We start from the raw sequence: 25,133 nt of genomic DNA on the forward strand, positions 1-25,133 counted from the left end.
GATGTTTCAGATGCCCGACTCTACCTTCGAAGAGCTGTTTGAAAACAAACGATGGGGAGAGCTGCGGGACTACCTGAACAGCCTCGACAGAGTAGAGCTGAGCGACCTGTTCCGGGACATAGACCCCCGCCAGATGGTGCCTGCCTTCAGGCTTCTCCCCAAAGATAAGGCACTGCAGCTCTTCGAGCTGATGGACGTGGAGGACCAGGCCCGGCTCATCGACATGATGGGCGACCCCGAGACGATCAAGCTGGTGGAGAGCCTGGACCCTGATGATCGGGCCCGCCTGTTCGAGGAACTGCCCGCCATCGTCACCAAGAAGCTCCTGCGGGCGCTCAGCCCTGAGGCGAGGGAGTCGGTCAACCTGATCCTGGGCTACCCCGAGGGCACCGCCGGCAGGATCATGTCCTCGAGATACCTGTCAGCAAAAGCGAGCAGGACCGCCGGATATGTGCTATCCACCCTCCACGCCACGCCCCTCCGGCCCGACGAGATGCAGGTGATCTTCGTCACCGACGACCAGCGCGTCTACAAGGGCTACGTGACTCTGGGCAGCCTGATCAAAGCAAAGCCCGACATGCTCATGGGAGACCTCGCGAGAGACCCGGAAGCCTTCGTGTACACCTCGGAAACCAGGGCCGAGGCGGCCAGGATCGTAGTTGACTACGACCTTCCTGCGATCGCGGTGGTGGACAGCGAAAAGAGGCTGGTGGGGACGGTGACCTTCGACGACGTCCTCGACGTCATAGAGGAAGAGACCACCGAGGACTTCCAGAAGCTGGGTTCCGTCGGCGTCATCAAGACGAGCCTGAAAGACGCGAGCACCTGGCTCCTCTACCAGAAGCGGGTGCCCTGGCTGCTCATCCTCGTCATCATGAACGTCTTCACCGGCGCGGCCATCGCCATGTACGAGGGGAGTATCTCCGCAGCAGTAGTCCTCGTCTTCTTCATGCCCCTGATCGTCGCCAGCGCCGGCAACGCCGGAGCACAGTCCGCCACACTGGTCGTACGTGCCCTCGCTACGGGAGACGTGATAGTGAAGGACTGGCTGGCACTGCTGGTCAAAGAGACCATGGTGGCGCTACTGATCGGCATGACCCTCGCCATCGTCGTCTCCCTCCTCGGCCTGTACCGCGGCGGCCCCGACCTCGCCGTCGTCATCGGCCTCAGCATGATAGCCGTCGTCGTCATCGGCTCCCTCATCGGCATGTCCCTGCCCTTCCTCCTGACCCGCTTCCACCTCGACCCCGCATCGTCAAGCGTGCCACTCGTCACCTCCATCGCGGACGTCATCGGGGTGTTTGTGTACCTGAGTTTCGCTACGTGGTATTTGAAGCTGTGAGGGCTGTAAGAGATCGGGAAGACGAACGCTGTGCCGTGCGTTCTCTGGTTGCTTGGGTATGGTGTGACAGCAAGACGAACGCTGCGCTGTGCAAAACCTCACAGATGCCACAGATTGAAACAGAATCCACAGATTTCGACCGATTGCACAGATGACGCTCGATTCCACAGATTAACTAAAATTTTCTGATCGAGTGCTTTTATGATTGCTATCAGTGTTCGAATAGTATTAGAGTATTCCTTCTGTGATATCGAGTAGTAATCTGTGGATTCAGCAGAGGGAATCTGTGGAATCAATCGCAATCCGTGGAATCTGTGAGGATTAGCACAGCGCAGCGTTCGTTTTGCTGTCTCGGGGGAGCCTATGTGATCAGGTGAGGCGCAGTGCAGCGTTCGTGTACGTTCACCCACACAGAAACAACCTCCTATTCACAGTACAGTTACCACGAGACCTCCTGAAAATTACTTGCTCTGGTAGTGATCTCTTTCGAGCATATCCGCCAGATCATCGATCTCTTTTACGGCCATGGTAAGCTCGCTGCCCGTGACCGAGGCCTTCAGCAGGCTCTTGTCCGCAGGCAATACGGCTGCCACGTCCTCGCTGCCCAGGGCCTGGATGATCGTTTCTCTGGTCTCGGCGTCAGCCTTGTTCACTACAAATAGAGTCCGGCTGACGTGGCCCGAGGCCATGTCCCGGATCTGCTTTGCCAGCACCACCGACTCGTAAGCGGGCTCCACCACGGCGATGACGTAGTCGAAGCCTTTCTCGACCGACCGCCCGAAATGCTCTACGCCGGCGGCCGTATCCATAATGACGACATCTCTGATGTCGTCGACGTCCTTCTCGTCCATGATCAGGTTGTCGAAGAACTGCCTGGAAAGAGTGCCGATCGGACAGGCGCAGCCTTCCCCGAACTTCTGGATCTTGCCCACGGAGAGGAGCCTGATACCGTCTTTCTCCCCCGCCATGTCAGCCGGGATGTCCTCGAACTTCCACTTCGAGTCGAAGATGCTCTTTCCCGATAGCCGGGCGCCCTGGGCTCGTTTGCCGTACTCCGCTTTACCGCCGAGCTGTGCCAGGAGGCTGTCGTGCCCTTTCATGCCGAGGTATAAGGGAAGCCCGAGGTTGGACTCGTCCATATCCACTACCAGCACTCTCCGGCCCCGCCGGGCCATGCTCTTCGCCAGCAGCGCCGTGATCGTGCTCTTGCCGCTGCCGCCCTTTCCGCATATGGCGATCTTCATATCGAGATTCTACGATGATGCGGGTAAAAAATTTTTCGCACCTGCAATCATGCCTCTCGTTCACCGCACTATAATAACTTCAGTATCCGGTTCTCCCCCGTGGAGGTTACAGTTCACTACCGCCCGGAGATTCACGTCCCTGTCGAAGCTGCCCGTATATGTGACCGACCACTCTTCAGCCCTTTCAAAGTTACTATTGTCATAAGTCCACTCTTTCAGCAGCCTGTCACCGTCGTAAAGCTTCACGCTGTCCACGTAATGCCCCGGCGCCGAGTCCTCGTGATGCACATTCAGCTTTACCTGAACGGTCTCCCCGGGCCTCGCCGTATCCGGAGCGTCCACGTCTACTTCAGCCCTGTCAGCGCTGGCTATGCCCGAGGCTGCCAGCAAGAGTACAAGTGCCAGGCATGGCAGTAAAATCCATTTCCATCCCATTCTGATCACTGGTTGAAGATTGTGCCGGGACGGGAAAAGAGTGCCCGACAGATCGGGCGGAACAAGTTGCATGTAAACCCGTGAACGTGGCCGATCGCTGCGCTGGCGTCACATATTCCCGGCACCTCCTTGCTCATGTGGCCCATGGTTACATTAGAAGTTGACCCCGCATAGGTCGAAAACGCCGCCAAGCTCGCCAAGGTCTTTGTGATCAGGATCAGAATATCGCCAAAAAACTTGGCGTTCCATGAAAAATTGGCTCTTGGCGCTCTTGGCTCCTTGGCGAGCCTGGCGGTATTTTCGACTCACACAGGGCCAACTATTAATTTTTCATAGCCTCTACCTGAATACCACATTTTTCATAAGGCGAGTGCTTGGCCTCTTGGCGTGCCTGGCGGTATTTTCGACTCACGCAGGGCCAACTTTCATTTTTTCATACCCCTACTTGATAATACCCTTTTCGTCCATGAATCTTTCCTGAACCATTTTTGACAGTTCCTTTGCCCGGATATTCGCCTGTTGAACGCCTGCGAATGCAGGCGTTCTCAAGGCGATTTCCAACAATCGATTTTCCCCTCCCAATCCTCCGGCTCCTAACCTTCCTCCTCTCAGACCTCCTGACCTCCCTGACCTCCCCCTGAGAAAAGTCTCCAAGATCTCCGGGCACTCCCCGACCTCTCATTTTGCCGGGTACGGATACGCAAGCCGGGCGACAACGACATAATCAGTATGTCGTTCGACGATGGCGACCGCTTGTTCAACTGTTTTAGGGCGCGGGAATATTGAGAATCTGTGATCTTTATGCTACGGACTGCTTCCAGTCGGCTACACAAGAACGATTATGATGGCGTTCAGGGGGCTGTCTGGCTCAGGGTAGTATTACTCGCGCTCACCGCGAGGCTTCTCGCATTCTGCAGAAATCGCAGCGTTTTCTCGTCCTTTACCTCCTCGATGGACGTGACAGCCCCATCTTTGAGGTCGATGCTGACATTGTATGTTTTACCATGAGCGTCATAGTACAGGTAGGCGTAGGTTCCCTCCCCAATTATGCCGCTGACTTTACTGCCGTTACCTATCAGTTCTCTGAACCGTGAATCATTTCTTGCGATTTCATCGGCCAGGCCACCCCAGTGTACTCTTGAAGTTGCTGGATTCGTCCTTTTCACCTGTATCGTTAGCGCAATAACTCAATATGGCGATACCAGCCGCTATGGTAATTATCGCTGCAATGACGTGGATATATCCTGTTTTCATATTTACGCCTGAATACTATCCGGTAATATTTTGATTTGTGTGCCGTAGAATACTTAAGCGTTATGGCCTTACCGATCGACGATACTTCGCTCGCCGGCTCTCGTGAGCCTGTAAGGGCAGAGAGTAGTTCTCCAGATAAAAAAAGAGGCGCATAGTTATTGGCGCCCCTGCTGCTTGACGATTCTCGCTATATCGGTGCCGACGTCTGACGTTCCCGCAGAGCCGCCGAGGTCGTATGTCCTGATCTTCTTCTCTTTCAGGTTCTGCTCGATGGCGTCGACGATGCCTGCTGCCGCCTGCTTTTCTCCCAGGTGCTCCAGCAGCATGGCGCCGGCCCAGATCGTCGCTATGGGGTTGACCTTGTTCAGACCCTTATATTTAGGAGCGGAGCCGCCCATGGGCTCGAACATGCTGGTGCCCTCCGGATTAATATTGCCCCCGGGGGCGAGGCCGAGGCCGCCCTGGATCATGGCGCCGAGGTCGGTGATGATGTCGCCGAACATGTTAGGGGACACGACTACGTCGAAGAACTCGGGGTTCTTGACGAACCACATAGTTACGGCGTCTACGTAGTTGAAGTCCGTCTTAACATCGGGATATTTCGCCGCTGTATCGGTGAAGACTTCTCTCCAGAACCCGTAGATGTCCGTCAGGACGTTCGCCTTGTCCACGCTGGACAGGTGCTTCTTCGGCCTCGAGTTTGCGAGATCGAAGGAGTACTCGATGATCCGCTTCGCGCCCTCCTTAGAGACGACGCCGAGCTGGTAGGCGATCTCGTCGCTGTCGGTCTCCACGTCGAGGCCGAACTTGACGGAGTACATCTGCCTGATGACCTCGAGTTCCTGCTTGCTGGTGCCCTTCTTGCTCCGGCCGCCGATGCCCACGTAGAAGTCCTCGGTGTTCTCTCTCACCACGTAGAAATCGATGTCTGCCGCGGTCTTGCCCTTCAGCGGGGTCTCCACGCCTTCCATGAGCTTGACCGGCCTGAGATTCACGTACTGGTCGTAGTAGAACCTCATGGTGAGGAGGATGCCTTTCTCCAGCACGCCAGGCTTGACTTTCCTGTCGTCGCCGATCGAGCCGAGGAAGATCGCCCTGTACTTCGAGAGCTCCTTGAGCGAGGATTCGCTGATCGTCTCCCCGGTCTTCACATAGTGATCAGCGCTGAACGGCATGTCGATCCACTCGACGTCGAAGTTGTAGACTTCCTGGGCTGCTGCGATTACTTTACGGCCCTCTGCTATCACTTCGGGGCCGATGCCGTCGCCGGCGATGACCGGTACTTTATAGGAAACCATTATTGAGCCCCCTTCTTGCCGGCCGGCTTCTTCTTGCCCGCCGCAGCCGCCGCTTTCTTCGCCGGCTTCTTCCTGGAGTCGACCATCTTGCGGGCGTACTCGATCAGCCCGCCGCTCTGGACGATCTCCGCCAGGAACTCGGGCACCGGGGTGACCCTGTACTTCTCCTTCTTTGTCTTATTCAGGATGACGCCCTTCTTCTCGTCGATCTCAAGAACGTCGCCCTCCGATATTTTATCGGTGTCGGGGCACTCCAGCAGGGTGACGCCGATGTTGATGGAGTTCCTGAAGAATATTCTCGCAAAAGACTTCGCGATGACGCACCTGACTCCGGCGCCTTTCAGCGCCAGCGGGGCGTGCTCTCTCGAAGAGCCGCAGCCGAAGTTCTCTCCCGCGACGATGACGTCGCCCGGCTTCACTTTTTCCCGGAACTCCGGCCTGACGCCCTCGAAGGCGTGCTTCGCCAGCTCTCTGGGATCGTTGATGATGAGGAAACGGCCGGGGATCACTGCGTCGGTGTCCACGTCGTCTCCGAACTTCCAGACCTTCATGTTTCTCACACGCTCCTCGGGTCGGTGATCTTGCCTTTAATCGCAGAGGCCGCCGCGGTTGCGGGCGAGCTCAGGTACACGAACGCGTCCGCGCTGCCCTGCCTGCCCTTAAAATTCCTGTTCGAGGTGGAAAGGCCTACCTCTCCCGGCCCGAGCAGCCCGAAGGAGCCGCCCATGCACGGCCCGCAGCACGGGTTCTCGACCATAGCGCCGGCGGTCATGAACTGGTCGATCAGGCCAGCTCTCAGGGCCTTCATGTATTCGGTCCTCGACGCCGGGATGACGATCATCCGCACGCCTCTGGCAACGGGTTTAGACCCCATGATCTCGGCCGCTATCTTGAGGTCCTCGAACCGGCCGTTGGTGCAGCTGCCCAGGAACACCTGGTCGATCTTCTTGCCCTCTACCTCAGAGATGTCGACCACGTTGTCCACGTTGTGGGGGCAGGCGACCTGCGGGGGCATCTCCGAGAGATCGTACTCCCGTACGTCGGCATATTTCGCGCCTTCGTCGCTCTTCATGTTCTTGTCGAGCTTGTAGCCCTTGACCCTGGCCTTCACGTACTCCTCTGTCTTCTTATCCGGCTCGACGATGCCGGCCTTGCCGCCCATCTCGATGGCCATGTTGCTGATCGTCATCCGCTGGGAGATGTCGAGGCTCTCGATGACCTCGCCGGCGTACTCGCAGGCCTTATAGCGTGCGCCATCCGCGCCGACGTCTCCGATGAGCTTGAGTATGACGTCCTTGCTGCTCACACGATCGTCCAGCCTGCCGTTGACCTCGAACCTGATGGTCTCGGGCACCTTGAACCAGAGCTTGCCCAGCGCAAAGGCGGCGGCCATGTCTGTGGAGCCGATGCCCGTGGCGAAGGCGCCGAGCGCGCCGTAGGCGCACGTATGCGAGTCGGAGCCCACGACCAGCATGCCCGGCTCTACGTGGCCCTTCTCCGGCATGACCTGGTGGCAGACGCCCTCGAAGACGTCGTAGAAGTGCCTGATCTTCTGGTCTTTCGCGAACTTGCGCAGCATGATGTGGTTCTGCGCCGCCGCGAGAGAGTCCGCGGGCACCTGGTGGTCGAAGAGGATGACGATCTTCTCAGGATCCCACACCTTCTTCTCTTCCTGGTTCTTCACGATCTCGTAGAAGCCCTCTACGGCGAGCGGCCCGGTGATGTCGTGAGTCATCGCCCGGTCTATGTCGGCCAGCACGAAATCGCCGGCCTTCACGCTCTTCCCGGAGGCCCTGCCGAAGATCTTTTCAGTGATTGTCAGCTTGGTGGCCATAATGATTACACTGGCTAGTTGCTCTGTGCCCTTTATAAATCTACCCATGGACTAAAGTGACTTTACAGTGTAAATAAGTTATAATTATATCCTAAATCGCAGTACGCAAAGCTATATATGCAAAAGTGACCATAAGTCATCATATGACCATTGGTCATGAAATGATCGAGGATTGCAGGGCGTGATGATCGTGGGGACCACGGCAGAGCGAAAGGAGAAGGAAAAAGAAGAGCGCCGCGCTTCCATCGTCGACGCGGCCGAGCGGCTGTTCTCTGTGAAGGGCTACGACAGCGTCAGGATGGACGATGTGGCAAAAGAGGCTAAGCTGGCCAAGGGCACGCTTTACCTGTACTTCGAGAACAAGGAGGCGCTGTACATCGCAGTCGTCCTCCGGGGGGTCGCCCTCCTTGGAGAGATGATCGGAGCGGCCATGGCCCGGGAGAAGAAGGGGATCAGCAAGACCTACGCAGGCGGGCTGGCCTACTACGAGTTCTCCAGGAAATACCCCTTCTACTTCGGCATGCTGCTCGACGCCCAGCAGCGCAGCGCAGTCGGCACTCTGAGCGAGACCGTCCGGGACGAGTTCCTCCATGCCAAGCACCGGGCTCTGCAGACCACCGTCGAGGCGGTGAGGGTCGGAATAGCGGACGGCACCATCCGCCCGACGGCAGAGCCCCGCAAGACTGCGCTGCTCCTTATGGAAGCCACGACCGCCATGATCCGGACCTCCCACGAGGTCCATGTTACCAGGGGCAGTCCGACAGCGACGAGGGATGAGATCGTCTACTTCACCCTGGACATGCTGCGGCAGGCCATCGAGAATAAAGAGAAGTACCGGTGAAGGCCGTCGCATGCAGGGCTATCTTTAATGAGTGCGATGCAGACCTCCTCAGCCGCCGGCTTTTTTTACATTTTTCAGGCCCGCATCGACAACATTAATATACTCTAAGGCTTACTTTCAGCGAGTGACTTGAGCATGTCCGATACCCTTGACATCTACGAAAAGCTGGGCGGTAAGATTTCCCAGAAGGAATTTAGCAAGCTGGTAGACGAGAAGATGGAGGCAATGGGAGGCCTCTGTGACGAGCGCACGGCAGCCATGCTGGTGGCGCACGACCTGGGAGTCGAGGGAGCGGCAGCCATCAAGATCAAGGACATCACCCTGGACAAGCGGAACGCTGAGTTCGTGGGCAAGATCACCGGCGCCTTCCCGCCCCGGGAGTTCACCCGCCAGGATGGCACCGCAGGCAGGGTCACCAACATCCTCGTGGCCGACGAGACCGGGGAAATACGGGTAGTACTGTGGGACGACCTCGCAGATTTAATAAAGACCGGCGACCTCAAGGAAGGCGACGTCATCCGGGTCAAGGGATACATCAAGGAGGGCCAGCAGGGCCTGGAAGTCAGCATCGGCCGGGGCGGCGGGCTTATGAAGGATGACGCCAAGATCACCGTCAAGGACTCCATGAGCAAGATCAAGGACCTCAAGGCCGGGCTGGGCAACGTGTCCGTAAAGGGAGTCATCTTGTCCCGGCAGGAGCCCCGGACCTTCACCCGGAAGGACGGCTCCACCGGCAGCCTCGCTTCCTTAATGCTGGGCGACGACACCGGCAAGATCCGCGTGACTGTGTGGGACACCAAGATCGCCGAACTCGACCCCTTCCAGCCCGGGGAGAGCATCGAGCTATTACATGCTTATACCAGAGAGTCCTTCAACGGCGGCGTCGAGCTGCAGGTCGGCAGCCGGGGCATCATAAGAAAGGCAGAGAAGCCAGTGCAGTACGAGGAAGAGGTCACCAAGATCGGCGAGATCGTGCCGGACCAGTACTATAATGTCAAGGGTACGGTTACGGGCATCGACGGCGTCAGGGAGTTCACCACCAAGGACGGCAAGCCCGGGCGCCTGTGCGGCGTGCACATCTCCGACGAGTCCGGCCGCATCAGAGTCGTCTTCTGGGGCGAGCTGGCCAACGTCGCAGAAGCGCTGTCCGTGGGCGACAAGATTATTGTAACTGATGCCCAGGCCAGGGTCAACATGAAGCAGGAGATCGAGCTTTCGGCGAACTGGCGCAGCACGGTCCGGAAGATCGAGTGATTTAACTTATTGTGACGTGACGCCTGTACGCCGGCGTCACTCAATGCAATTGTCTATTTTCCTTTTTGAGTCCGACGACCATCGGATGATGTAAAAAGTATCTGTAACTTTTTGGATATTCGTCATTCAATCCTCCGGAGCCTCCGGTTCCTCACTGTCCTCCTCTCTGATCTCCTGACCTCTCTGACCTCTCCCCGAGATCGTTCTCTCTGATCTCCGGAGCCTCCGAAACCTCCATGTCAGCCCGGCTTGCGCACACGTACCCGGCAAAATGTGAGGTTGGGGAGTGCACGGAGGTCTGAGAGACTTTTCAAGCTGGGAGGTCCGGGAGGTCAGGAGGTCTGAGAGGAGGACAGTGAGGGGCCGGAGGAAAGGGGAGGGAAAATCGGCTGTCGTGAATCGCCTTGAGAACGCCTGCATTCGCAGGCGTTCAAAAGGCGAACATCCTGGCAAGGAACTGTCCAAAATGTTTTGGGATAGACCATACTTCAAGTAGAGTCATTCTTGAAACTTTTCTTACTGTCAGGTACCGTTTACACAAAGTACACAAGGTACGCGAAGTACGCAAAGTTTTACTATAAGATCATATTACCGCATGCCTTTTTACCGTACTTTGAGAACTTCGCGTACTTCGGGTACTTCGTGTAAATGGTACGGGCACTCGTACAAAATGTTCCAGTAATGACTCGTGGATGAAAAGGGAATTTTCAAGTAATGGGATATTAAAAATTTAACGTTTGCCCTGAAAGGGTCGAAAATACCGCCAAGACCGCCAAGGTGCCAGGCTCGCCAAGCTATATTTAGCTATTCGTAACAATCCTGATCGAAGAGCCCCTGGCGTTCCATTAAAAAATGGCTCTTGGCGGGCTTGGCCTCTTGGCGTGCCTGGCGGCCCTATACCCATAGCCGATATAACGCATTTTTCGCAGGCTTCTGATCGATGAGCGGCAGTACGCTCAAGTCTGAACAATGAAAAAATTTTTCATGTGACTATACTTCGTGTCATATGTACGAGCACATATTTAAAAACGTAAAGTGTTGACTTCTCTTACGTTCTCTTTCTCAATAACTCCTATAGTAGCCGGTATCGGACTGGTTATTGCGATACCTGGTCAGGTTCGCCTTGTCGTAGACACCAAGATTTGTAACGGTCCAGGTGGTGTTGATAATCGTAGTATATGCATACGAGGCTCCTGCAAATGAGCCGTTACCCTTGCTGATCTCAGTAGTAACAGGCGAAACCCATTCTTCCCCGGGCTTCAACGTAACAGACGCATTACCGTAGTTAGCGAAAATAGTTCCATCTCTTGCGATATTCTGGATGGTAAAGCCGGATTCACCCGCATATGGAAGGTTGTAAACACCTTTTATCAGCAGGCCAGATCTGACCGCATTCGGAGCGATGCTACGCTTAGAAGTCGTGCCATACAGTACCTGGAAGCTGTCGTTGACCTCGGGGTAGTAGCCTTCGTCGATGGATGACGGGAGACCGGATGAGCTTGCAGTCGTGCCATCATAATAAAAGGCGGACGGTGGCGGGATGCTCATGGGGTATGGGTATGTTCCCTTGATTAGATTACTGTCGACCAGCAGGTGTTCCTCGACTGCCACGTACATATCTTGAGGCAGGGTTTTCTCTCCGATATTCTGTGGTTGTGCATCCTGGCTACCTGAGATACATCCGCTCAATGTAAGCATGCATGCGATAAGTAATAACAAAAGTAAGTTGGTAATGCTTCGGGCCATTATTACTCACCTGTCCGCTCTTCTTAATACGGCATGTAAAATCCGGTATCTGACTGGTTATTATGATATTTCGTAAGGTTCGCCTTATCGAAGACTCCCAGGTTCGTCACAGTCCAGGTCGTGTTGTATACGGCAGTGTACTGATAAGGGGTTTCCCCAAAAGCCATTCCGCTATCTGTTCTGGCCTCGCTGTATGTAGGGGATACCCATTTGTCGCCAGCCTTTAAAACGATCGAAGTGTTATTGTAACTAGCGTATATCGTCCCGTCGCTGTCTACTCTTTGTAGCTTAAAGCCAGATTCTCCAGTGTATGGGAAGTGATATACACCTTTGATTCTCAAGCCGACCATGGTATTCCAGTAAGTTACGTCCTTTGCGAAGGTCGTGCCGTACAGGACATTAAAACTTTCATTGACCTCCGGGTAGTAATTATATCTTGATGTTAGCCCCGGATCAATGATGCCATCATAGCTGTATATCACGGACAAATTTATGTGCGGCGGAAATGGGTACGTGCCATTGATCAGCTTGCTGCTGACCTGTAGATGTTCCTCGATAGCCACGTACTTGTCCTGTGGCAGCGATAGTTGCTCGTTGCCCTGCGGTGATGTGATCTGGCTGTCATAGGTACATCCGCTGACGGCAAGCGTGCCGGCTATCAGCACCAGCACGATCCATAATGCCTGCCACCCTGACTTCATATGGTATCTAACTATTAACGGCTTACTATATAACACCTTATTATATCCACTGTTGTTCTCGACAGTAAAGCAAATAGGCATGTAGGTACTATGATCAGGCCGACCAGTATGGCAGACGTCACTTACTTAGAGCTGGGCCCGGAGTCCCTGGAATTAATCCGCCCCCTGTGGGAGAAGCTGAACGTTCATCACCTGGTGCGCTCCCCCGGCTTCCGCCAGCACTACGAGCAGATGACCTTCGACGTCCGCAAGGCTGATCTTCTGAAGAAGGAGCGGCTCAGAGTCATCATCGCCATCTGCAACCGGGCGCCCGTCGGCTATTGCGTCTGCACCGTTGCAGGGGACACGGGGGAGGTCGACTCTATCTTTGTCGAGGACGCCTATCGTCGCAGTGGCATAGGGGAGCAGCTCATGTACCGGGCGCTGGCCTGGCTGAAAGCCGCCGGCCCGGAGAAGATCATCGTGGCAGTCGCAGCCGGCAACGAGGCGGCGATCCCGTTTTACGAGTCCTTCGGCTTCATGCCCCGGATGACTGTGCTTCAGCTGATACAGTAACCACGATTGTGAAACTATTTATCTCAGATATCATATGGAACTAGTGATATGGCTTCTGAATGGCTGGTCTACCTGGTCATCATTGTCCTGCTCATGATCGACTTCATCCTGATCGCGGGGATGGTTATTCTGGGCGCTCTGGTCGCAGGGTACTTTCTGGTCAACGCTGTCAAAGACTTTCTTCAGGAGATCGTCAACCAGCTCATCAGGGACATTCTGGCCATACTGCAGGGCTACATCGGGGACAGGCCGGGGAAAGCGGCTGGCTATACCAGCTTCGGGCTGTATGTGGTGAAAAAAATTTACGGGCTGGTCTACTGGGTCTACAACCTGGCGCAGAAGGCGATCACGGCGGCGATCATTCTCGGCGCCGGGGCGCTGGGGGCGGCTGGGGTTATGACCTTCGCGATGATCAACGCCCTGCTCGTGTATATCGTATACGTTTACCTGCTGTAGCTTACAAGCTCGGGGAGCCCTTTCAGGAATTCCATCATCATGGCGTTGAACTGCTCTGGGTTGTCCTGGTTTGAGCAGTGGCCCGCGTCGGGTATGACGACGTATTTGCTCCGGGGCTCCCGGAGGGACCATTCTTTCATCGCGGCCTTGATGTTGCCCAGCTTATCATGTTCTCCTCTAATCAACAGCAGCGGGCATCCGGTGCGGTAGCCGGGCTCCGGGTGGACGCAGCCGGAGACTCCGCTCATGATGTTGATGATCTCGGCTTTGGAGAGGCGGCCGAAGGTCTCCCGAAGGTATGCTCTGGTCGACTCTTTCACCGCGGATCCGTCCGCCATGCTTTTGATGAGGCTGCCGTACGGGTACAGGCTCATTATGGCGGGTGTCAGCTTTAGAAGCAGTTTTTCAGCCCGGGAGAGCTTCTGGAAGATGTAGGTGCCGTCCACGATGATCATGGCCCTGACCATTCCGGGGTGCCTGAACTCAAGCTCCTGGATGATGTAGGTGCCGTTGGACTGGCCGAGGAAGATGGCGTTGTTCCGGCCCGTCTCTTTCAGGATGCTGACGATGTCCTCTACCGCGTCGGGGACGCTGAAAGGGCCTGCGAGGGGTCTGGAAAGCCCGTGGCCTCTGACGTCCACTCGCACGATCTGGTAGTCCTGGATCAGGCAGGGGATCTGCATGTCGAACTGCCGGTGGTCGGCACAGGCGCCGTGGATGAGGATGATCAGCGGCTTGCTGCTGTTCCCGGAAACCCAGTAGTGCACGTCGCATCCGGGCCTGCTTATCGTCTTCTCTGTTTCGTCGGGCTGCGTTTTCTGTTCCATTGCCGGCCACCTTGTATTATCCGGTGAATTCCTGTGTTTCGGTCCTGAGTATGTTATACTGCCGTTCTTCCAGAGTCAGCGGGTCCATGCAGAGGAGGACGACGCAGTCGCTCTGCATGATCCTGTCGTTGAGGAACTGGACGAGCTTTAGTACTGCCTCAAAGCCGTTGCGGGTCATGAGGTACTCCATGCCGTCGATGAGGACGAGGCCATTGTGAGTGCCTGTGATGAACTTGCCGAGCGTCGCTCCCAGGCCGGTGAGGTTGTCCGGCCTCATGGTGATCTCTCCGCCGGGGTCGTCCCCGCCGGTGAGCCAGACGATGGGAGTCTTTTCCAGGCCGTACTTCTCCCGGACCTTCTTCGGGTTCTGCCTCGTTATACATAAACCCTGGATGTTGTGTTTCACCTGATCTGCAAATACCTCCATATACTGGTGGCCGGCACGCCGGTCGAAGAGGTATATGTTCCCTTTTTCGAAGTGGTACCGCTGGGCGGTGTCGACGGCTTTTTCCATCAGGGGGGTGATTTTGAGGCCCGTGATCGCGGACAGGTCCTTGAGGGTCACTATGAACCCGTTCTTCCGGCCGTCCCGGATGATGGTGGACGTCGAGATGTTCAGGGTGATCGCGGAGCCGTCCTTGCACTTGAAGTCCCGGACGTAGTTTCTGTTCTCGCCCCGGTCGACGCCTGCCTCGTCAGGGAGGAGCGAGGTGATGTGCCGGCCCTTGACCTCGGCGGGCGTGTATTTCAGCAGGCGGGAGGCGCTCTTGTTGAAGGAGACGATGAAGCCGCCCATGTCCACGGTGAGCACGGCGTCGGGGGACTCGTCGATGATGTCCGCGAGATAGCGGCTGGTGTCCTGCACATTTTTGAACAGCCGGTAGTTTTCCACAGCGATGCCGATCTGGGCTCCGGCGCCGATGAGCATGGCTGCCCGGTCACAGCCCTCTACGGCCTTGCAGTCGCCGGACACGTGGAATGCCATGAGGCCCAGCAGGTTTCCTCTGGCCGTAATGGGCACTACTGTGGCAACGATAGAGTCCTCGAAGATAGACTGGACACCTGTGGAGACTGTGCCCAGGGGTATGGCGACGTCGTGGAGCACCTGCCTGCAGCGGATGGCTTTCTCTGACCCCGGCTTTGCCACGATGGCCGCGAGCTGTGCGTAGCGCTCCTGAGTTTCGAAGAGGTACAGCACGCCGAAGTCTGCCTCCAGCAGTTCCACCGACTCTTTCAGGGCTTCGTTGAGCATTTCCTCGATGCTTCCGGACCGGTTGATGGCAGTGGTGATCGCGTTGTAGACTTCGAGGTCGCGGTTCTTACGCCGCAGGGCTTCTACCGCCCGCTTGCGTTCGGTGGTGTCGCTGAAGATGACGACCACGCCCGTCGTGCTGCCTCCTTCGGCGGCCTTGATCGGGGCGGCCTTGCAGTAGACTGGCGTCTCTTTTCCATCTCTTCCTATGAGCAGGACGTTAGGGGGAATCTCAGTTTCGCCCCCGCCCAGCAGCTCTCCCACCGATTCGTCAAGGGGCTTTCCGGCCTCTGAGGTGATCCTGAAGACGTCGGTCAGCCTGCGGCCCATGGCTGCGCCCTGCATCCAGCCGGTGAGCGTTTCGGCGACCGGGTTCATGAACTTGATCTCGCCCCTGTCGTCCGTCGCAATCACGCCGTCGCCGATGCTCTTGAGGGTGGTGGCCAGCCAGCGCTCGCTGTCTTTCACCCGGGAGTCCATACGGGACTTGTACAGGGCCATCTCGATGTTGGTGAGCATCTCCCGCTCTTCGAAGGGCTTGAGGATGTACCCGAACGGCTCGGTCAGCTTGGCCCGCTGCAGGGTGCTGGCGTCCGCGTAGGCGGTGATGTAGATGAGGGGAATGTTGTAGAGCTCCTTGATCTTTCCGGCGGCGTCGATGCCGTCCATCTCCCCGCCCAGGAAGATGTCCATGAGAATCAGGTCCGGGCGGATGCGGCCTGCCTTCTCCACCGCTTCCTCCCCTGACGAGGCCGTTTCGGGCACTTCGTACCCCAGGCTTACCAGCCTGCTCTGCAGGTCCATCGCCACGATGTGTTCATCTTCTACTACCAGAATCTTTACCATACGCTCACCCGGGTTCCCTCATTTCCTTATGTGTTATCTCTTTGAAGGTTATCTTAAATGTTGTTCCTGTATCCTGCCCGAGCTCGATGGTGCCTTCTAACTGATCGACAAGCGTGTTGACCAGCTGCAGGCCGAGGGACGGGGAGTCGCGGAAATCCAGTATTCGCGGCAGGCCGACGCCGTCGTCGCCTACAGTAAGCGTGTACAGGGACCCTGTCTTCTCCATGCGGATCAGAATATTGCCCTGGCGGCCGTCTTTGAAAGCGTACTTGAGCGAGTTGCTGGCCAGCTCGTTGATGATGAGGCCGCAGGGTATGGCCAGGTCGATGTCGAGGGCGATGTCTTCGATGTCTATATCGACTGAGATGCCGGGGCCGGGAGCATACGATTTGACGAGGTGGCTCATGAGGCCGGAGACGTACCCGCCGAAGTCGATACGGGAGAGGTTACTGGACTGGTAGAGCTTCTCGTGGATCAGGGCCATGGACCTGATCCGGTTCTGGCTTTCGGTGAAGGCGGCTGCGCTTTCCTTGCTGCTGGTGCCGGCCTGGAGGCTGAGGAGGCTGGAGATGATCTGCAGGTTGTTCTTGACACGGTGGTGGATCTCCTTGAGGAGCACCTCCTTTTCCTGGAGCGAATGCCGAATCTGTTCCTCTGCCTTTTTCCGCTCCCACATCTCGGCCTGCAGCGACTCGTGGGACCGTTTCAGCTCCTCCCCTCTCCGCCTGAGCTCGGTAATGTCCCTCATGACAATCAGGCGCCCGGCCTGCCCGGATCCTGCGCTCTGCAGCGGCGATATCCTGATATCCAGCCACTTCGGTCCTCCCTGGCCATCCATCAGGATCTCCGCCGGGGCACCGATAGCCCCATCAGTACAACAGCGGCTCAGGTCCGGCCACTGCTTCAGTACTTCTGCGGCGGGCTTTCCAATATCCCCGTCCCGGGCACCCGTTAGCTCACGCGCCGCAGGGTTAATCTCCACGACCAGGCCCTCGTCGTTGATCACGATCACTCCGTCGCACATGCTGGCGATCAGCTTTTCCCGGGCCACAGGGACTATGTCGAAGAGCCGTTTCTGGAAAATGAGCCAGGCTAACAGGAATCCCGTAACGGTCATTGCCACCGGGGTCAAGTCCGCGTCCACTAACGGGGCGCCCGTGATGGCGTACGGCATACTTCCTGCCCACATGGCGGCGACGCATGCCAGTATTGTCATGATCAGGAGGCGCTCCCGACCGGTAGAGCGAATTGCCGTTATCGCCAGAATACAATAGCCAAGGAAGAGTAAAGCATAGGAGTACGCTGTGTGGATCCAGTACACGATCCCGTGCTGGTAGATCGGGGTGGCCTCCGGCGCATTTGAGGCGAGCGTGACCTGAGGCCATACCAGCCCATGCCACCCGTTGGTCAGCACGAAAGCGAGCGTGACCAGGGGGATAATGCAGAGCAGCGTAGTTTTGCCGCCGGTGATCCACTCCCTGTGCCTGCTGTAGTCCAGGGCGAAGAGCACCCATAGCGGGCCGATGAAGACGACACTCAGGTAGGATAGCTGGGTGCAGATGATTTTTGCCTGCAGGTCAGGCGAGACCATCTTCAGAGCGCCGGCAAGAGACCATTCGGCGGCACACGCCATCAGGAGGATGAAATACACCGCCCCCGGCGAAGCCCTCCGCCGCCAGACGTACGCTGCCAGAACTGCCGAGATGATGGCGCAGATCACCAGCACGACTATGTATGGCGAAAAGTAGAAGATCATGTCCGCTCTCCCCCTGTCAGAGAACTGTATAGGCACCTTCCTGTATACCCGATCACGGCTGTTCCTCCCGGCCACGCCGCCGGATACATCCCTGGTACCCTGCCGCCGTTCTGCTCCTGTCTCTCACCGTATTCGCCCTGGTTTGAGACACTCCGTACCCTGGCAGGATCACGCCAGCAATAGTAAAGGGCATAATGGCCAGTGTACCAGTAAGCAGCTTCATTTTCCACCCGGGATGTCAGCGCAGGCAACGGGATGCTAAACCGGCTTACTCGCGCGAATAACTCTTGTTTCACCCACTATTAAAATAAACATAACCTACCTAACCAGTAATTACAAATTGATATTCTTATAGTCTATTTATTCCTGAAACTTTTATGACGGCCCGGCAGAGTGTGTCCACAGGAGAACTATCAAGAGTATGCCTGCCTGTCAGCCGCCCTGCCCGGACCCGCCTTCTTCTTTTTTTCCGGGCTGAGAAAGTATACATAGATCGCCCACCCGCTAGATGATACAGAGGCCTGTATGTGGGGGCGGCGTAATACTTTCAATGCGCTTACGATAACGTTCTATATACACAGGCGATATTTTATTTAATTAATAGCCGTGAGGTTACAAAATGGCAGAGAAACTAACCATAGAAGACTTACCTGGCGTGGGGCCTGCTACCGCCGAAAAACTCAAAGAGGCAGGATATACATCCATCGAGGCGATCGCTGTCGCATCGCCGTCGGAGCTGGCAGCCGCAGCGGAGGTCGGCGAGAACACCGCCTCCAAGATCGTGGCCGCAGCCAAGAAATGCTCCAACATCGGCGGCTTCGAGACCGGCGACACCGTGTTCGAGAGGCGCAAAGCCGTAGGCAAGCTCAAGACCAACTGCAACTCCTTAGATGATCTGCTCGGAGGCGGGGTGGAGACGCAGTCGATCACCGAGTTTTACGGCGAGTTCGGAAGCGGCAAGACCCAGGTAGCCCACCAGCTGGCAGTCAATGTGCAGCTCCCCCCTGAACAGGGCGGGCTGGGCGGCTCAGTGGTGATGATCGACACCGAGAACACCTTCAGGCCGGAGCGTATCGCTCAGATGGTCAAGGGCCTCAAAGGCGGAGAAGACCTCGATCCGGAGGACTTCCTGAAGAACATCCACGTGGCCAGGGCGTACAACTCCAACCACCAGATTCTCTTAGTGGAGAGCGCCTCTGAGCTGGCGGAGAAGATGAGGGACTCCGACAGACCTGTAAAATTAATAATCGTGGACTCGCTGACCGCGCATTTCAGGAGCGAATACGTGGGCCGTGGAACTTTAGCGGACAGGCAGCAAAAACTGAATAAGCACATGCACGACCTGATGCGGTTCGGCGATATCAACAACGCCGCCATCGTCGTCACCAACCAGGTGCAGGCCAAGCCGGACGCGTTCTTCGGCGACCCGACGAGGCCTATTGGTGGGCATATTGTAGGGCACACAGCCACGTTCCGTCTGTACTTGAGGAAGTCGAAGGGCGAGAAGAGGATCGCAAGGCTGGTCGACAGCCCGAACCTGCCCGAGGGCGAGGCGATCTTCTCGGTGACGACCGAGGGACTGAGGGACTGAAAAAAGTTCAGTCTCTTTCTTTTTTATTATCACTTCAGCTTGAAGCAAAACCAGATATCTTTGACTTACACCGTTCCCTTCGCGGTTCGGCGCCCGTTCTTTCAGTTCTCTCAGTTATCAATACTTCTCTTCGCGGTTCGGCGCCTGTCTGATGACGGGCTACTCGTCGTTTCGGGTGCTTCAATGTCCTAGCCGCGCTCGCACCCTCGTCATTCAGCAGAGCTCGCAGATTCGCTTGCTCGCTCCGCTCAATGGTTTCGCAAGCGCTAAGCAATGCCGCCTACGGCAGGCATCCATTGCCAGGCCATCTCCGCATCCTGCCCTGATGAGCAGGACTGGTGCCTGAAACGCCTCGCCGACCACGATTAAATTATCGGAGTTAAGTTAGTGTTACTCTAAAACCTCATCTGCAACATCAAGAGTATATTTCTTAATATCCTCTCGGTGTTTGCCATCACAAAATACGTAAAACCTGTCAAGGGGATCCGAATCCATAGTGAACGGGGATATATTGCTAAGATATTCTATATTCTTGTCATTAAACGATATATACACAGGTAACTGGTTATCCTTGAGAATCTGGTATGTTGAGTTATACAATGGATTATTTATCTGCTGGATGAATACGATGATAGAGTCCTTATCGCAGCCACATTTACTTGCAAGAGCCTCTTCCAGTCTCCTAAAATCATTTTCTTTCATCTGTGATATCCTATAACGCAATACCGAGTCTTCGATGTTGATGAGACTCCTATCGAATCCTCTTTTATAGAGTTTTCTATTCATTATCTTGCTGATTATCTCTTTTGAAGTACTCTTTATGTCCGATGACATGATCCGATAAAACAAGTTATAGTCATCATATGACAGGTAGTTTTCAATAAATCGTCGATTTGAGAAAGTCAGCGAATCGCCATCGATTATTTTGTCTCTTACAGCGATTTCCACAGCTCTCTGCATCATCTTCTCAGCAATTAGCTTCACATGATGGAAGTATACTTGGGTATACATCAGGTAACGTGCCATCCGGAAATTTTCAAGCGCATCCTTACCTTTTTCGTGAATGGTGAAGAACGATTTAGACCCTTTCCTGACGGGTTTAATTGTATATAAAATCCGGTCGATATCGTAATGACCGTATTCTACTCCGATATGGTAAGAATCTCTTCTGAGGTAATCTAAGCGATCGGCATCGACATTACCGGAAATAATCTGCTTCATTGGTGAATCTTTTTTCTCGGCCAATAATTTGATAACTTGTGTTCTTTTATCACCAATCACTTCAGTTATGTCCGCATCATTATCTATGATCTGTTGCCCGATATACTCGTGATCAACCTTTTGCTTATGGCCGGAAGTCTTATTCACACTATTGATGACCGCTTCAAAACTATGGGACATAGGCCCATGGCCAACATCGTGTAACAAAGCCGCATATCTTACAATCTCAGTTTCATCAGGGTTGAGGTTTAGACGATCAGCCATCTGCCCTGCAACATGCAAAACACCGATAGAATGCTCGAAACGTGTATGACACGCACCAGGGTATACAAGGTGAGCGTCTCCCAGCTGTTTTATTCTTCGGAGTCTCTGGAAAATCGGCGTATTTACAAGTCGGACTTCATCCTGAGTAAGGCCAACATATCCATATAATGGATCTCTGACTATCTTGTAATAGCCGCTCATATTCCTGATGCTTTAACCTGTATCGAGCCGATTAGATCGAACGCATTTTCGACATCGTCTTCAGAAAGTTGCCAGCCATACTCTTCAGAAATCACTGATATGTCCGATATGGATAACGCAGTTCCATCCTGGCAAGTTAATGTATTGAAAAGATAGTGCACTTTAGCTGCTCGTGATAGCCGACCAATATCCAAATCAGATTCTTGCTTGCATATCTCGACGATCTTTTTAATTTCTTCGCACTCTTCCGGGTACTTCTTCTTGATCATGTCGAGAACCTTTTTACCGTCGTCGGAAAGCTTGTATTTATAAGTCTTCCAGTCTTCGGAACCGTGCAATTTTTTACTCTCTTTGTAATCTATCTCTTCCGTTAGAAAGTGCAAAGATACCAGAGACTGTGTGGCACCTGCGACCTCAGCGCTATACGGACCATAATAATACGGCTGATAACACGCGTTTATTTCTGTAGCCTGCGATTCAAAGTATACCAGCTTCTGGATCGCCGTACGGCCGCTGACCGTCCCGCCAGCCGCATCTATCGTTAATAAAATTGCATCCATCGGGTCCATATGGCTTCCTATCCTACCCATATTATATTATGAGTACATAAGTGTATTCGTCCGATCTTTTGAACATGAGCCATATGCAGGCCGAAAATATTCCGATTATTCTATGAAACAAAACTCCTTAAAAACGATTCTATATCAAAGTAAACTAATAGCTTGATAGTCCTCCGTTAACAACCTATAAATACTATAATGTTATATTATCTATTGCAATAGACAAAGTGATAATATGCCATCTAATGAAATACCAAAAATGTCAATCGGCAACTTAGTCGTCTCGGTAAAGTCTGGGATTTCTTCCTATTACACCAATGGGGGCGACTTAGTGGTACCGATGGTTAACATCAAAGACCTCCAGGATGGCAATATCATCACTCGCTCGGTCGATAAAGTCAAGATCAAGGATACGAAGCTACTTGCTAAAAACATCTTGAGTAAAGACGATATCGTCGTAAGCATCAAAGGCCAGAACTACAAGGCTGCAGTGGCTGGGAGCGAACATGAAGGCTATGCGATTAGCTCCAACCTGATCGCGTTCACGCTAAATGATAGAATCCTGCCGGAGATCGTGGAGGCATACCTGAACAGCCCTTATGGTCAGCGAGAACTGAGGGCAAGAGCAAGCGGTTCAACTATGCCTGGGCTGAACACCAGAACGCTACTCGAAGTGGCTGTGCCAGTACCTCCTCCGGATAAGCAGGCGAGTATTGCCGGGTACCTGAGACTGGCACGGGAACGCAGGAAACTACTGGATAGAGAGCAGATGATCTTAGAACAGCTAAAAAATACTATTATAGGAGATGTCATGGAATGAGCGAGAAACTGACGTTTGAGACGATGAAGGCAAAGGTCTGGGAGGCTGCCGATATTCTGCGAGGCTCCATAGACTCGGCAGACTACAAGAATTACATCTTCGGCATGCTGTTCCTGAAGAGGCTGTCCGATGTATTCGAGGAAGAGGCGGAGAAGATCGAGAAGGAGACTGGCGACAAAGACGCCGCCTGGAACGATCCTGACGAGCACCAGTTCTTCGTGCCAGAAAAGGCCCGCTGGTCGGAGCTCAAGAAATCGTCTTCCAATATCGGCGACAAGCTGAACAAAGCTTGTGAGGCCATCGAAGATAAAAACAACGTCCTCGAAGGGCTGCTCGCCTCGATCGACTTCAACACAGACAAGCTCGGCGAACCCAAGCAGCGCGACGCCACGCTCTCCCAGCTCATCCAGCACTTCTCCAAAATCCCCATGCGGAACTCCGACTTTGCCGAGCCCGACATGCTAGGCAGGGTCTACGAGTACCTGATAGAAAAGTTCGCCGATGATGCCGGCAAGAAGGGCGGAGAATTCTATACACCACGGATGGTAGTTAAGCTCATCGTCGAATTGTTAGAGCCGAAAGAGGGGATGCGCATTTGTGACCCTACCTGCGGCTCTGGCGGCATGCTCATCGAATCGGCCCACTACGTAGAGCAGCATGGCGGCAACTCCAAGAACCTATCGCTATTCGGCCAGGAGAAGAACATCGGCACCTGGGGCATCTGTAAGATGAACATGGTTCTCCACGGCTATGTCGATGTAAACATTGAGAAGGGCGACACGATCAGAGACCCCAAGCACGTCAAGGACGGACAGCTGATGCTATTCGATCGCGTCATAGCAAACCCCCCGTTCAGCCTCGATAAATGGGGCCGGGAGGAAGCGGAAAAGGATGGCTTTGGCCGATTCAGCTACGGCATACCGCCCAAGACCAAGGGCGACTTCGCCTTCGTTGAGCACATGATCGCCACCCTTAACAGCAAAGGCAAGCTCGGCGTAGTTGTTCCCCACGGTGTTTTATTCAGAGGAGCGGCCGAGGGCAAAATCCGGGAAGGCATCATCAAAGACGACCTCATCGAGGCGATCATAGGCTTGCCGACAAACCTCTTTTATGGGACAGGCATTCCCGCAGCTATCCTAATTATGAACAGGGATAAGCCCGCCGAGAGAAAGGGCAAGATCATCATCGTCAACGCCGTCGATGAGTATCAGGAGGGCAAGAACCAGAACTATCTCCGAGATCAGGATATAGAGAAGATCGTCCGAGCTGTCAGGGAATATATTGATATTGACAAGTATAGTAGGATTGTCTCATTGGACGAGATCAAGGAGAACGACTACAACCTCAACATTTCCCGGTATGTCGACACTACTATGGAAGAGCCTCCGATCGATATTAAGGCTGTGCTGAAAGAGCTGAAGGAGATCGAGGTGCGACGTGCGGAGATCGGGAAGAAGATGGATGCTTACCTTAAGGAGCTGGGGTATGTCGAGTAATGGGGATACAAAGGCTCTATCCTATTATCTCGAACATAGAAAAACAGATGATGGGTACAAAGAAACGCCGATGGGACGAATACCGGAAGAGTGGAGCATCGTAAGTATAAAGAACATAGTTGAGAAAACAGAGCAGATCGACCCTCAAAAACAGCCTGACAAGTATTTCAAATATATAGATGTCTCAAGCGTCTCTAATGAGAGTTTAAAGGTTGTATCTGTAAACGAGTTTAAAGGAATAAATGCTCCAAGTCGTGCTCGGAGAATAGTACGAACCGACGATATTATCTTTGCAACCATACGACCGAATCTGAAAAGAGTAGCCATAATATGTGATGATCTAGAAGGTCAACTATGCTCAACAGCATTTTGTGTACTTCGGTGTATGAAAAACATTGCAGAGCCTTATTTCGTATTTCAAACTGTTACTACTGATAGATTTATTGGTAAATTATGCGATTTGCAATGTGGTTCAGGATATCCTGCTGTTACCGATAATGACCTACTCGATCAGCAAATATTACTTCCACCAATTAGCGAGCAGCGCAAGATCGCCGCCATCCTTGGCACTCTGGACTCTCTGATCGAGGAGACCGACCGTGTTGTAGCCCGAACTGGGCAATTAAAGAAAGGGTTGATACAGGAGTTCCTGACGGAAGGTATGGGAAATGTAGAGCTTGAAGATACTGCCCTCGGCATGATTCCCAAGCACTGGAAATGTGTGCCGTTTGCTACCTTATCTCTCACATATAAGAATGGTATATATAAGCACGATAAATACTATGGCTCCGGGTACCCCTGCATCAGGATGTATAACATTGCGGATGGTACTGTAAATACTATCAATTCCCCGCTTTTAAACGTCACAGATGCCGAGTTAAAGGAATATGAGCTTGCTGAAGGTGACCTATTAATTAACAGGGTAAACAGCCGTGATCTTGTCGGTAAAGCAGGTATTGTGCCTGCAGGATTGGGTCATGTCACATTCGAAAGTAAAAATATCCGTGTCCGACTCAACCGCTCGATGATACTCCCTGAGTTCATGGGTCTATTCATCCAGAGTTCTATGTACCGCAATCAGGTTAATAAATTCGTGAAATCGGCGATCGCTCAATCGACGATTAACCAGGACGACCTCGATAATATATTGGTTCCGTTGCCTCCGAAAGACGAGCAAGAAAAAATCGCATCGGTTATCAGGGAAATCAATAGTAAAATAACTTGGGAAATTCGATACCGTGAGCGTATAGAGCTTGTTAAAAAAGCACTCATGCAAGACCTCCTCACCGGCAGAATCCGCGTAAAACCCGACACTATTGCACCGGAGGCGACCCCTTAA

General features: G+C 54.0%; 25 protein-coding genes. 10 read left to right on the forward strand and 15 right to left on the reverse strand.

Annotated elements, in window-relative coordinates; genetic code table 11:
- Positions 1-10: 10 nt before the first annotated feature.
- On the forward strand, positions 11-1,342 hold the full coding sequence (mgtE, locus tag RCI_RS09360) for a magnesium transporter (protein WP_012036187.1): 1,332 nt from the start codon (positions 11-13) through the stop codon (positions 1,340-1,342).
- A 461-nt stretch (positions 1,343-1,803) separates the two neighbouring features.
- Here mgtE and RCI_RS09365 read toward each other — a convergent pair whose 3' ends face one another.
- The 8 genes from RCI_RS09365 to RCI_RS09390 form a co-directional block, all read right to left on the reverse strand.
- Positions 1,804-2,586: an ATP-binding protein gene (locus RCI_RS09365; protein WP_012036188.1), complete on the reverse strand. Its 783-nt coding sequence runs from the start codon at positions 2,584-2,586 to the stop codon at positions 1,804-1,806.
- A 60-nt stretch (positions 2,587-2,646) separates the two neighbouring features.
- Complete coding sequence (locus RCI_RS09370; protein ID WP_158308902.1) at positions 2,647-3,021, reverse strand: desulfoferrodoxin family protein; 375 nt, start codon at positions 3,019-3,021, stop codon at positions 2,647-2,649.
- A gap of 5 nt (positions 3,022-3,026) precedes the next feature.
- Positions 3,027-3,221, reverse strand: a complete 195-nt coding sequence (locus RCI_RS17020) for a hypothetical protein (protein WP_158308903.1) — start codon at positions 3,219-3,221, stop codon at positions 3,027-3,029.
- A gap of 233 nt (positions 3,222-3,454) precedes the next feature.
- A complete protein-coding gene (locus tag RCI_RS16300; RefSeq protein WP_231844820.1) occupies positions 3,455-3,688 on the reverse strand; it encodes a hypothetical protein in 234 nt (77 codons plus the stop codon).
- 184 nt (positions 3,689-3,872) lie between these two features.
- Complete coding sequence (locus RCI_RS09375; RefSeq protein ID WP_012036191.1) at positions 3,873-4,187, reverse strand: hypothetical protein; 315 nt, start codon at positions 4,185-4,187, stop codon at positions 3,873-3,875.
- Between the two features lie 243 nt (positions 4,188-4,430).
- A complete protein-coding gene (locus RCI_RS09380; protein ID WP_012036192.1) occupies positions 4,431-5,573 on the reverse strand; it encodes an isocitrate/isopropylmalate dehydrogenase family protein in 1,143 nt (380 codons plus the stop codon).
- Entirely contained in the window at positions 5,573-6,124 is a 552-nt protein-coding gene (locus tag RCI_RS09385) for a 3-isopropylmalate dehydratase small subunit (protein WP_048199208.1), read from the reverse strand. Before RCI_RS09385 ends, RCI_RS09380 begins: the two co-directional genes overlap by 1 nt.
- A gap of 5 nt (positions 6,125-6,129) precedes the next feature.
- Positions 6,130-7,407, reverse strand: a complete 1,278-nt coding sequence (locus RCI_RS09390; RefSeq protein WP_048198398.1) for a 3-isopropylmalate dehydratase large subunit — start codon at positions 7,405-7,407, stop codon at positions 6,130-6,132.
- A gap of 184 nt (positions 7,408-7,591) precedes the next feature.
- Here RCI_RS09390 and RCI_RS09395 point away from each other — a divergent pair, with 184 nt between their 5' ends.
- The 3 genes from RCI_RS09395 (at position 7,592) to RCI_RS17025 (ending at position 10,150) form a co-directional block, all read left to right on the forward strand.
- Positions 7,592-8,248, forward strand: a complete 657-nt coding sequence (locus RCI_RS09395; RefSeq protein ID WP_012036195.1) for a TetR/AcrR family transcriptional regulator — start codon at positions 7,592-7,594, stop codon at positions 8,246-8,248.
- Between the two features lie 135 nt (positions 8,249-8,383).
- Entirely contained in the window at positions 8,384-9,502 is a 1,119-nt protein-coding gene (locus RCI_RS09400; RefSeq protein WP_048198400.1) for an OB-fold nucleic acid binding domain-containing protein, read from the forward strand.
- Positions 9,503-10,006: 504 nt separating this feature from the next.
- Positions 10,007-10,150: a hypothetical protein gene (locus tag RCI_RS17025; protein ID WP_158308904.1), complete on the forward strand. Its 144-nt coding sequence runs from the start codon at positions 10,007-10,009 to the stop codon at positions 10,148-10,150.
- Between the two features lie 414 nt (positions 10,151-10,564).
- Here RCI_RS17025 and RCI_RS09405 read toward each other — a convergent pair whose 3' ends face one another.
- Positions 10,565-11,119, reverse strand: a complete 555-nt coding sequence (locus RCI_RS09405; protein WP_148266584.1) for a hypothetical protein — start codon at positions 11,117-11,119, stop codon at positions 10,565-10,567.
- Positions 11,120-11,271: 152 nt separating this feature from the next.
- Positions 11,272-11,949, reverse strand: a complete 678-nt coding sequence (locus RCI_RS15840) for a hypothetical protein (protein WP_052309948.1) — start codon at positions 11,947-11,949, stop codon at positions 11,272-11,274.
- A 108-nt stretch (positions 11,950-12,057) separates the two neighbouring features.
- On the opposite strand from RCI_RS15840, the gene RCI_RS09415 reads away from it, so the two are divergent.
- Positions 12,058-12,504 carry a GNAT family N-acetyltransferase gene (locus RCI_RS09415; RefSeq protein WP_012036200.1) on the forward strand — a complete coding sequence of 149 codons (447 nt, stop codon included), beginning with the start codon at positions 12,058-12,060 and terminating at the stop codon, positions 12,502-12,504.
- A gap of 48 nt (positions 12,505-12,552) precedes the next feature.
- On the forward strand, positions 12,553-12,960 hold the full coding sequence (locus RCI_RS09420) for a hypothetical protein (RefSeq protein WP_012036201.1): 408 nt from the start codon (positions 12,553-12,555) through the stop codon (positions 12,958-12,960).
- Here the strand turns inward: RCI_RS09420 and RCI_RS09425 are convergent.
- Genes RCI_RS09425 through RCI_RS15850 form a run of 3 tightly spaced genes read right to left on the reverse strand, consistent with a single transcriptional unit; the run spans position 12,948 to position 17,641 of the window.
- Positions 12,948-13,787, reverse strand: coding sequence for an alpha/beta fold hydrolase (locus tag RCI_RS09425; RefSeq protein ID WP_012036202.1), 840 nt, complete (start codon positions 13,785-13,787; stop codon positions 12,948-12,950). The genes RCI_RS09420 and RCI_RS09425 overlap by 13 nt on opposite strands.
- Positions 13,788-13,803: 16 nt before the next feature.
- Complete coding sequence (locus RCI_RS15845) at positions 13,804-15,885, reverse strand: DUF835 domain-containing protein (protein WP_012036203.1); 2,082 nt, start codon at positions 15,883-15,885, stop codon at positions 13,804-13,806.
- A 4-nt stretch (positions 15,886-15,889) separates the two neighbouring features.
- Positions 15,890-17,641, reverse strand: coding sequence for a histidine kinase N-terminal 7TM domain-containing protein (locus RCI_RS15850; protein ID WP_052309950.1), 1,752 nt, complete (start codon positions 17,639-17,641; stop codon positions 15,890-15,892).
- Positions 17,642-18,260: 619 nt separating this feature from the next.
- On the opposite strand from RCI_RS15850, the gene radA reads away from it, so the two are divergent.
- Positions 18,261-19,232 (forward strand): DNA repair and recombination protein RadA, encoded by a 972-nt coding sequence (gene radA / locus RCI_RS09440; protein ID WP_012036205.1) that lies wholly within the window; start codon positions 18,261-18,263, stop codon positions 19,230-19,232.
- A 390-nt stretch (positions 19,233-19,622) separates the two neighbouring features.
- Here radA and RCI_RS09445 read toward each other — a convergent pair whose 3' ends face one another.
- Both RCI_RS09445 and RCI_RS09450 read right to left on the reverse strand, forming a co-directional pair.
- Entirely contained in the window at positions 19,623-20,918 is a 1,296-nt protein-coding gene (locus RCI_RS09445; protein WP_012036206.1) for an HD domain-containing protein, read from the reverse strand.
- On the reverse strand, positions 20,915-21,487 hold the full coding sequence (locus RCI_RS09450; protein WP_012036207.1) for a hypothetical protein: 573 nt from the start codon (positions 21,485-21,487) through the stop codon (positions 20,915-20,917). The genes RCI_RS09445 and RCI_RS09450 overlap by 4 nt, the downstream gene beginning before the upstream one ends.
- Positions 21,488-21,737: 250 nt before the next feature.
- Between RCI_RS09450 and RCI_RS09455 the strand changes: the two genes are divergently transcribed.
- Genes RCI_RS09455 through RCI_RS09465 form a run of 3 tightly spaced genes read left to right on the forward strand, consistent with a single transcriptional unit; the run spans position 21,738 to position 25,133 of the window.
- Positions 21,738-22,298: a restriction endonuclease subunit S gene (locus RCI_RS09455; protein ID WP_048198403.1), complete on the forward strand. Its 561-nt coding sequence runs from the start codon at positions 21,738-21,740 to the stop codon at positions 22,296-22,298.
- Positions 22,295-23,794, forward strand: a complete 1,500-nt coding sequence (locus RCI_RS09460) for a type I restriction-modification system subunit M (protein WP_012036209.1) — start codon at positions 22,295-22,297, stop codon at positions 23,792-23,794. Before RCI_RS09455 ends, RCI_RS09460 begins: the two co-directional genes overlap by 4 nt.
- Positions 23,784-25,133 carry a restriction endonuclease subunit S gene (locus RCI_RS09465; protein ID WP_012036210.1) on the forward strand — a complete coding sequence of 450 codons (1,350 nt, stop codon included), beginning with the start codon at positions 23,784-23,786 and terminating at the stop codon, positions 25,131-25,133. The genes RCI_RS09460 and RCI_RS09465 overlap by 11 nt, the downstream gene beginning before the upstream one ends.

It is taken from the genome of Methanocella arvoryzae MRE50 (genome assembly GCF_000063445.1).
GTDB classification, from domain to species: Archaea; Halobacteriota; Methanocellia; order Methanocellales; family Methanocellaceae; genus Methanocella_A; species Methanocella_A arvoryzae.

Bases quoted from the DNA above. Each gene is read 5' to 3' on its own strand.
- RCI_RS15845 (WP_012036203.1), bottom strand. From the start codon at position 15,885: ATGGTAAAGATTCTGGTAGTAGAAGATGAACACATCGTGGCGATGGAC.
- radA (WP_012036205.1), top strand. From the start codon at position 18,261: ATGGCAGAGAAACTAACCATAGAAGACTTACCTGGCGTGGGGCCTGCT.
- RCI_RS09365 (WP_012036188.1), bottom strand. From the start codon at position 2,586: ATGAAGATCGCCATATGCGGAAAGGGCGGCAGCGGCAAGAGCACGATC.
- RCI_RS09445 (WP_012036206.1), bottom strand. From the start codon at position 20,918: ATGAGCGGCTATTACAAGATAGTCAGAGATCCATTATATGGATATGTT.
- RCI_RS09460 (WP_012036209.1), top strand. From the start codon at position 22,295: ATGAGCGAGAAACTGACGTTTGAGACGATGAAGGCAAAGGTCTGGGAG.
- RCI_RS09420 (WP_012036201.1), top strand. From the start codon at position 12,553: ATGGCTTCTGAATGGCTGGTCTACCTGGTCATCATTGTCCTGCTCATG.
- RCI_RS15840 (WP_052309948.1), bottom strand. From the start codon at position 11,949: ATGAAGTCAGGGTGGCAGGCATTATGGATCGTGCTGGTGCTGATAGCC.
- RCI_RS09465 (WP_012036210.1), top strand. From the start codon at position 23,784: ATGTCGAGTAATGGGGATACAAAGGCTCTATCCTATTATCTCGAACAT.
- RCI_RS09385 (WP_048199208.1), bottom strand. From the start codon at position 6,124: ATGAAGGTCTGGAAGTTCGGAGACGACGTGGACACCGACGCAGTGATC.
- RCI_RS09415 (WP_012036200.1), top strand. From the start codon at position 12,058: ATGGCAGACGTCACTTACTTAGAGCTGGGCCCGGAGTCCCTGGAATTA.
- RCI_RS09400 (WP_048198400.1), top strand. From the start codon at position 8,384: ATGTCCGATACCCTTGACATCTACGAAAAGCTGGGCGGTAAGATTTCC.
- mgtE (WP_012036187.1), top strand. From the start codon at position 11: ATGCCCGACTCTACCTTCGAAGAGCTGTTTGAAAACAAACGATGGGGA.
- RCI_RS09395 (WP_012036195.1), top strand. From the start codon at position 7,592: ATGATCGTGGGGACCACGGCAGAGCGAAAGGAGAAGGAAAAAGAAGAG.
- RCI_RS09380 (WP_012036192.1), bottom strand. From the start codon at position 5,573: ATGGTTTCCTATAAAGTACCGGTCATCGCCGGCGACGGCATCGGCCCC.
- RCI_RS09370 (WP_158308902.1), bottom strand. From the start codon at position 3,021: ATGGGATGGAAATGGATTTTACTGCCATGCCTGGCACTTGTACTCTTG.
- RCI_RS09450 (WP_012036207.1), bottom strand. From the start codon at position 21,487: ATGGACCCGATGGATGCAATTTTATTAACGATAGATGCGGCTGGCGGG.
- RCI_RS09455 (WP_048198403.1), top strand. From the start codon at position 21,738: ATGTCAATCGGCAACTTAGTCGTCTCGGTAAAGTCTGGGATTTCTTCC.
- RCI_RS09390 (WP_048198398.1), bottom strand. From the start codon at position 7,407: ATGGCCACCAAGCTGACAATCACTGAAAAGATCTTCGGCAGGGCCTCC.
- RCI_RS09425 (WP_012036202.1), bottom strand. From the start codon at position 13,787: ATGGAACAGAAAACGCAGCCCGACGAAACAGAGAAGACGATAAGCAGG.
- RCI_RS15850 (WP_052309950.1), bottom strand. From the start codon at position 17,641: ATGATCTTCTACTTTTCGCCATACATAGTCGTGCTGGTGATCTGCGCC.
- RCI_RS09405 (WP_148266584.1), bottom strand. From the start codon at position 11,119: ATGTACGTGGCAGTCGAGGAACACCTGCTGGTCGACAGTAATCTAATC.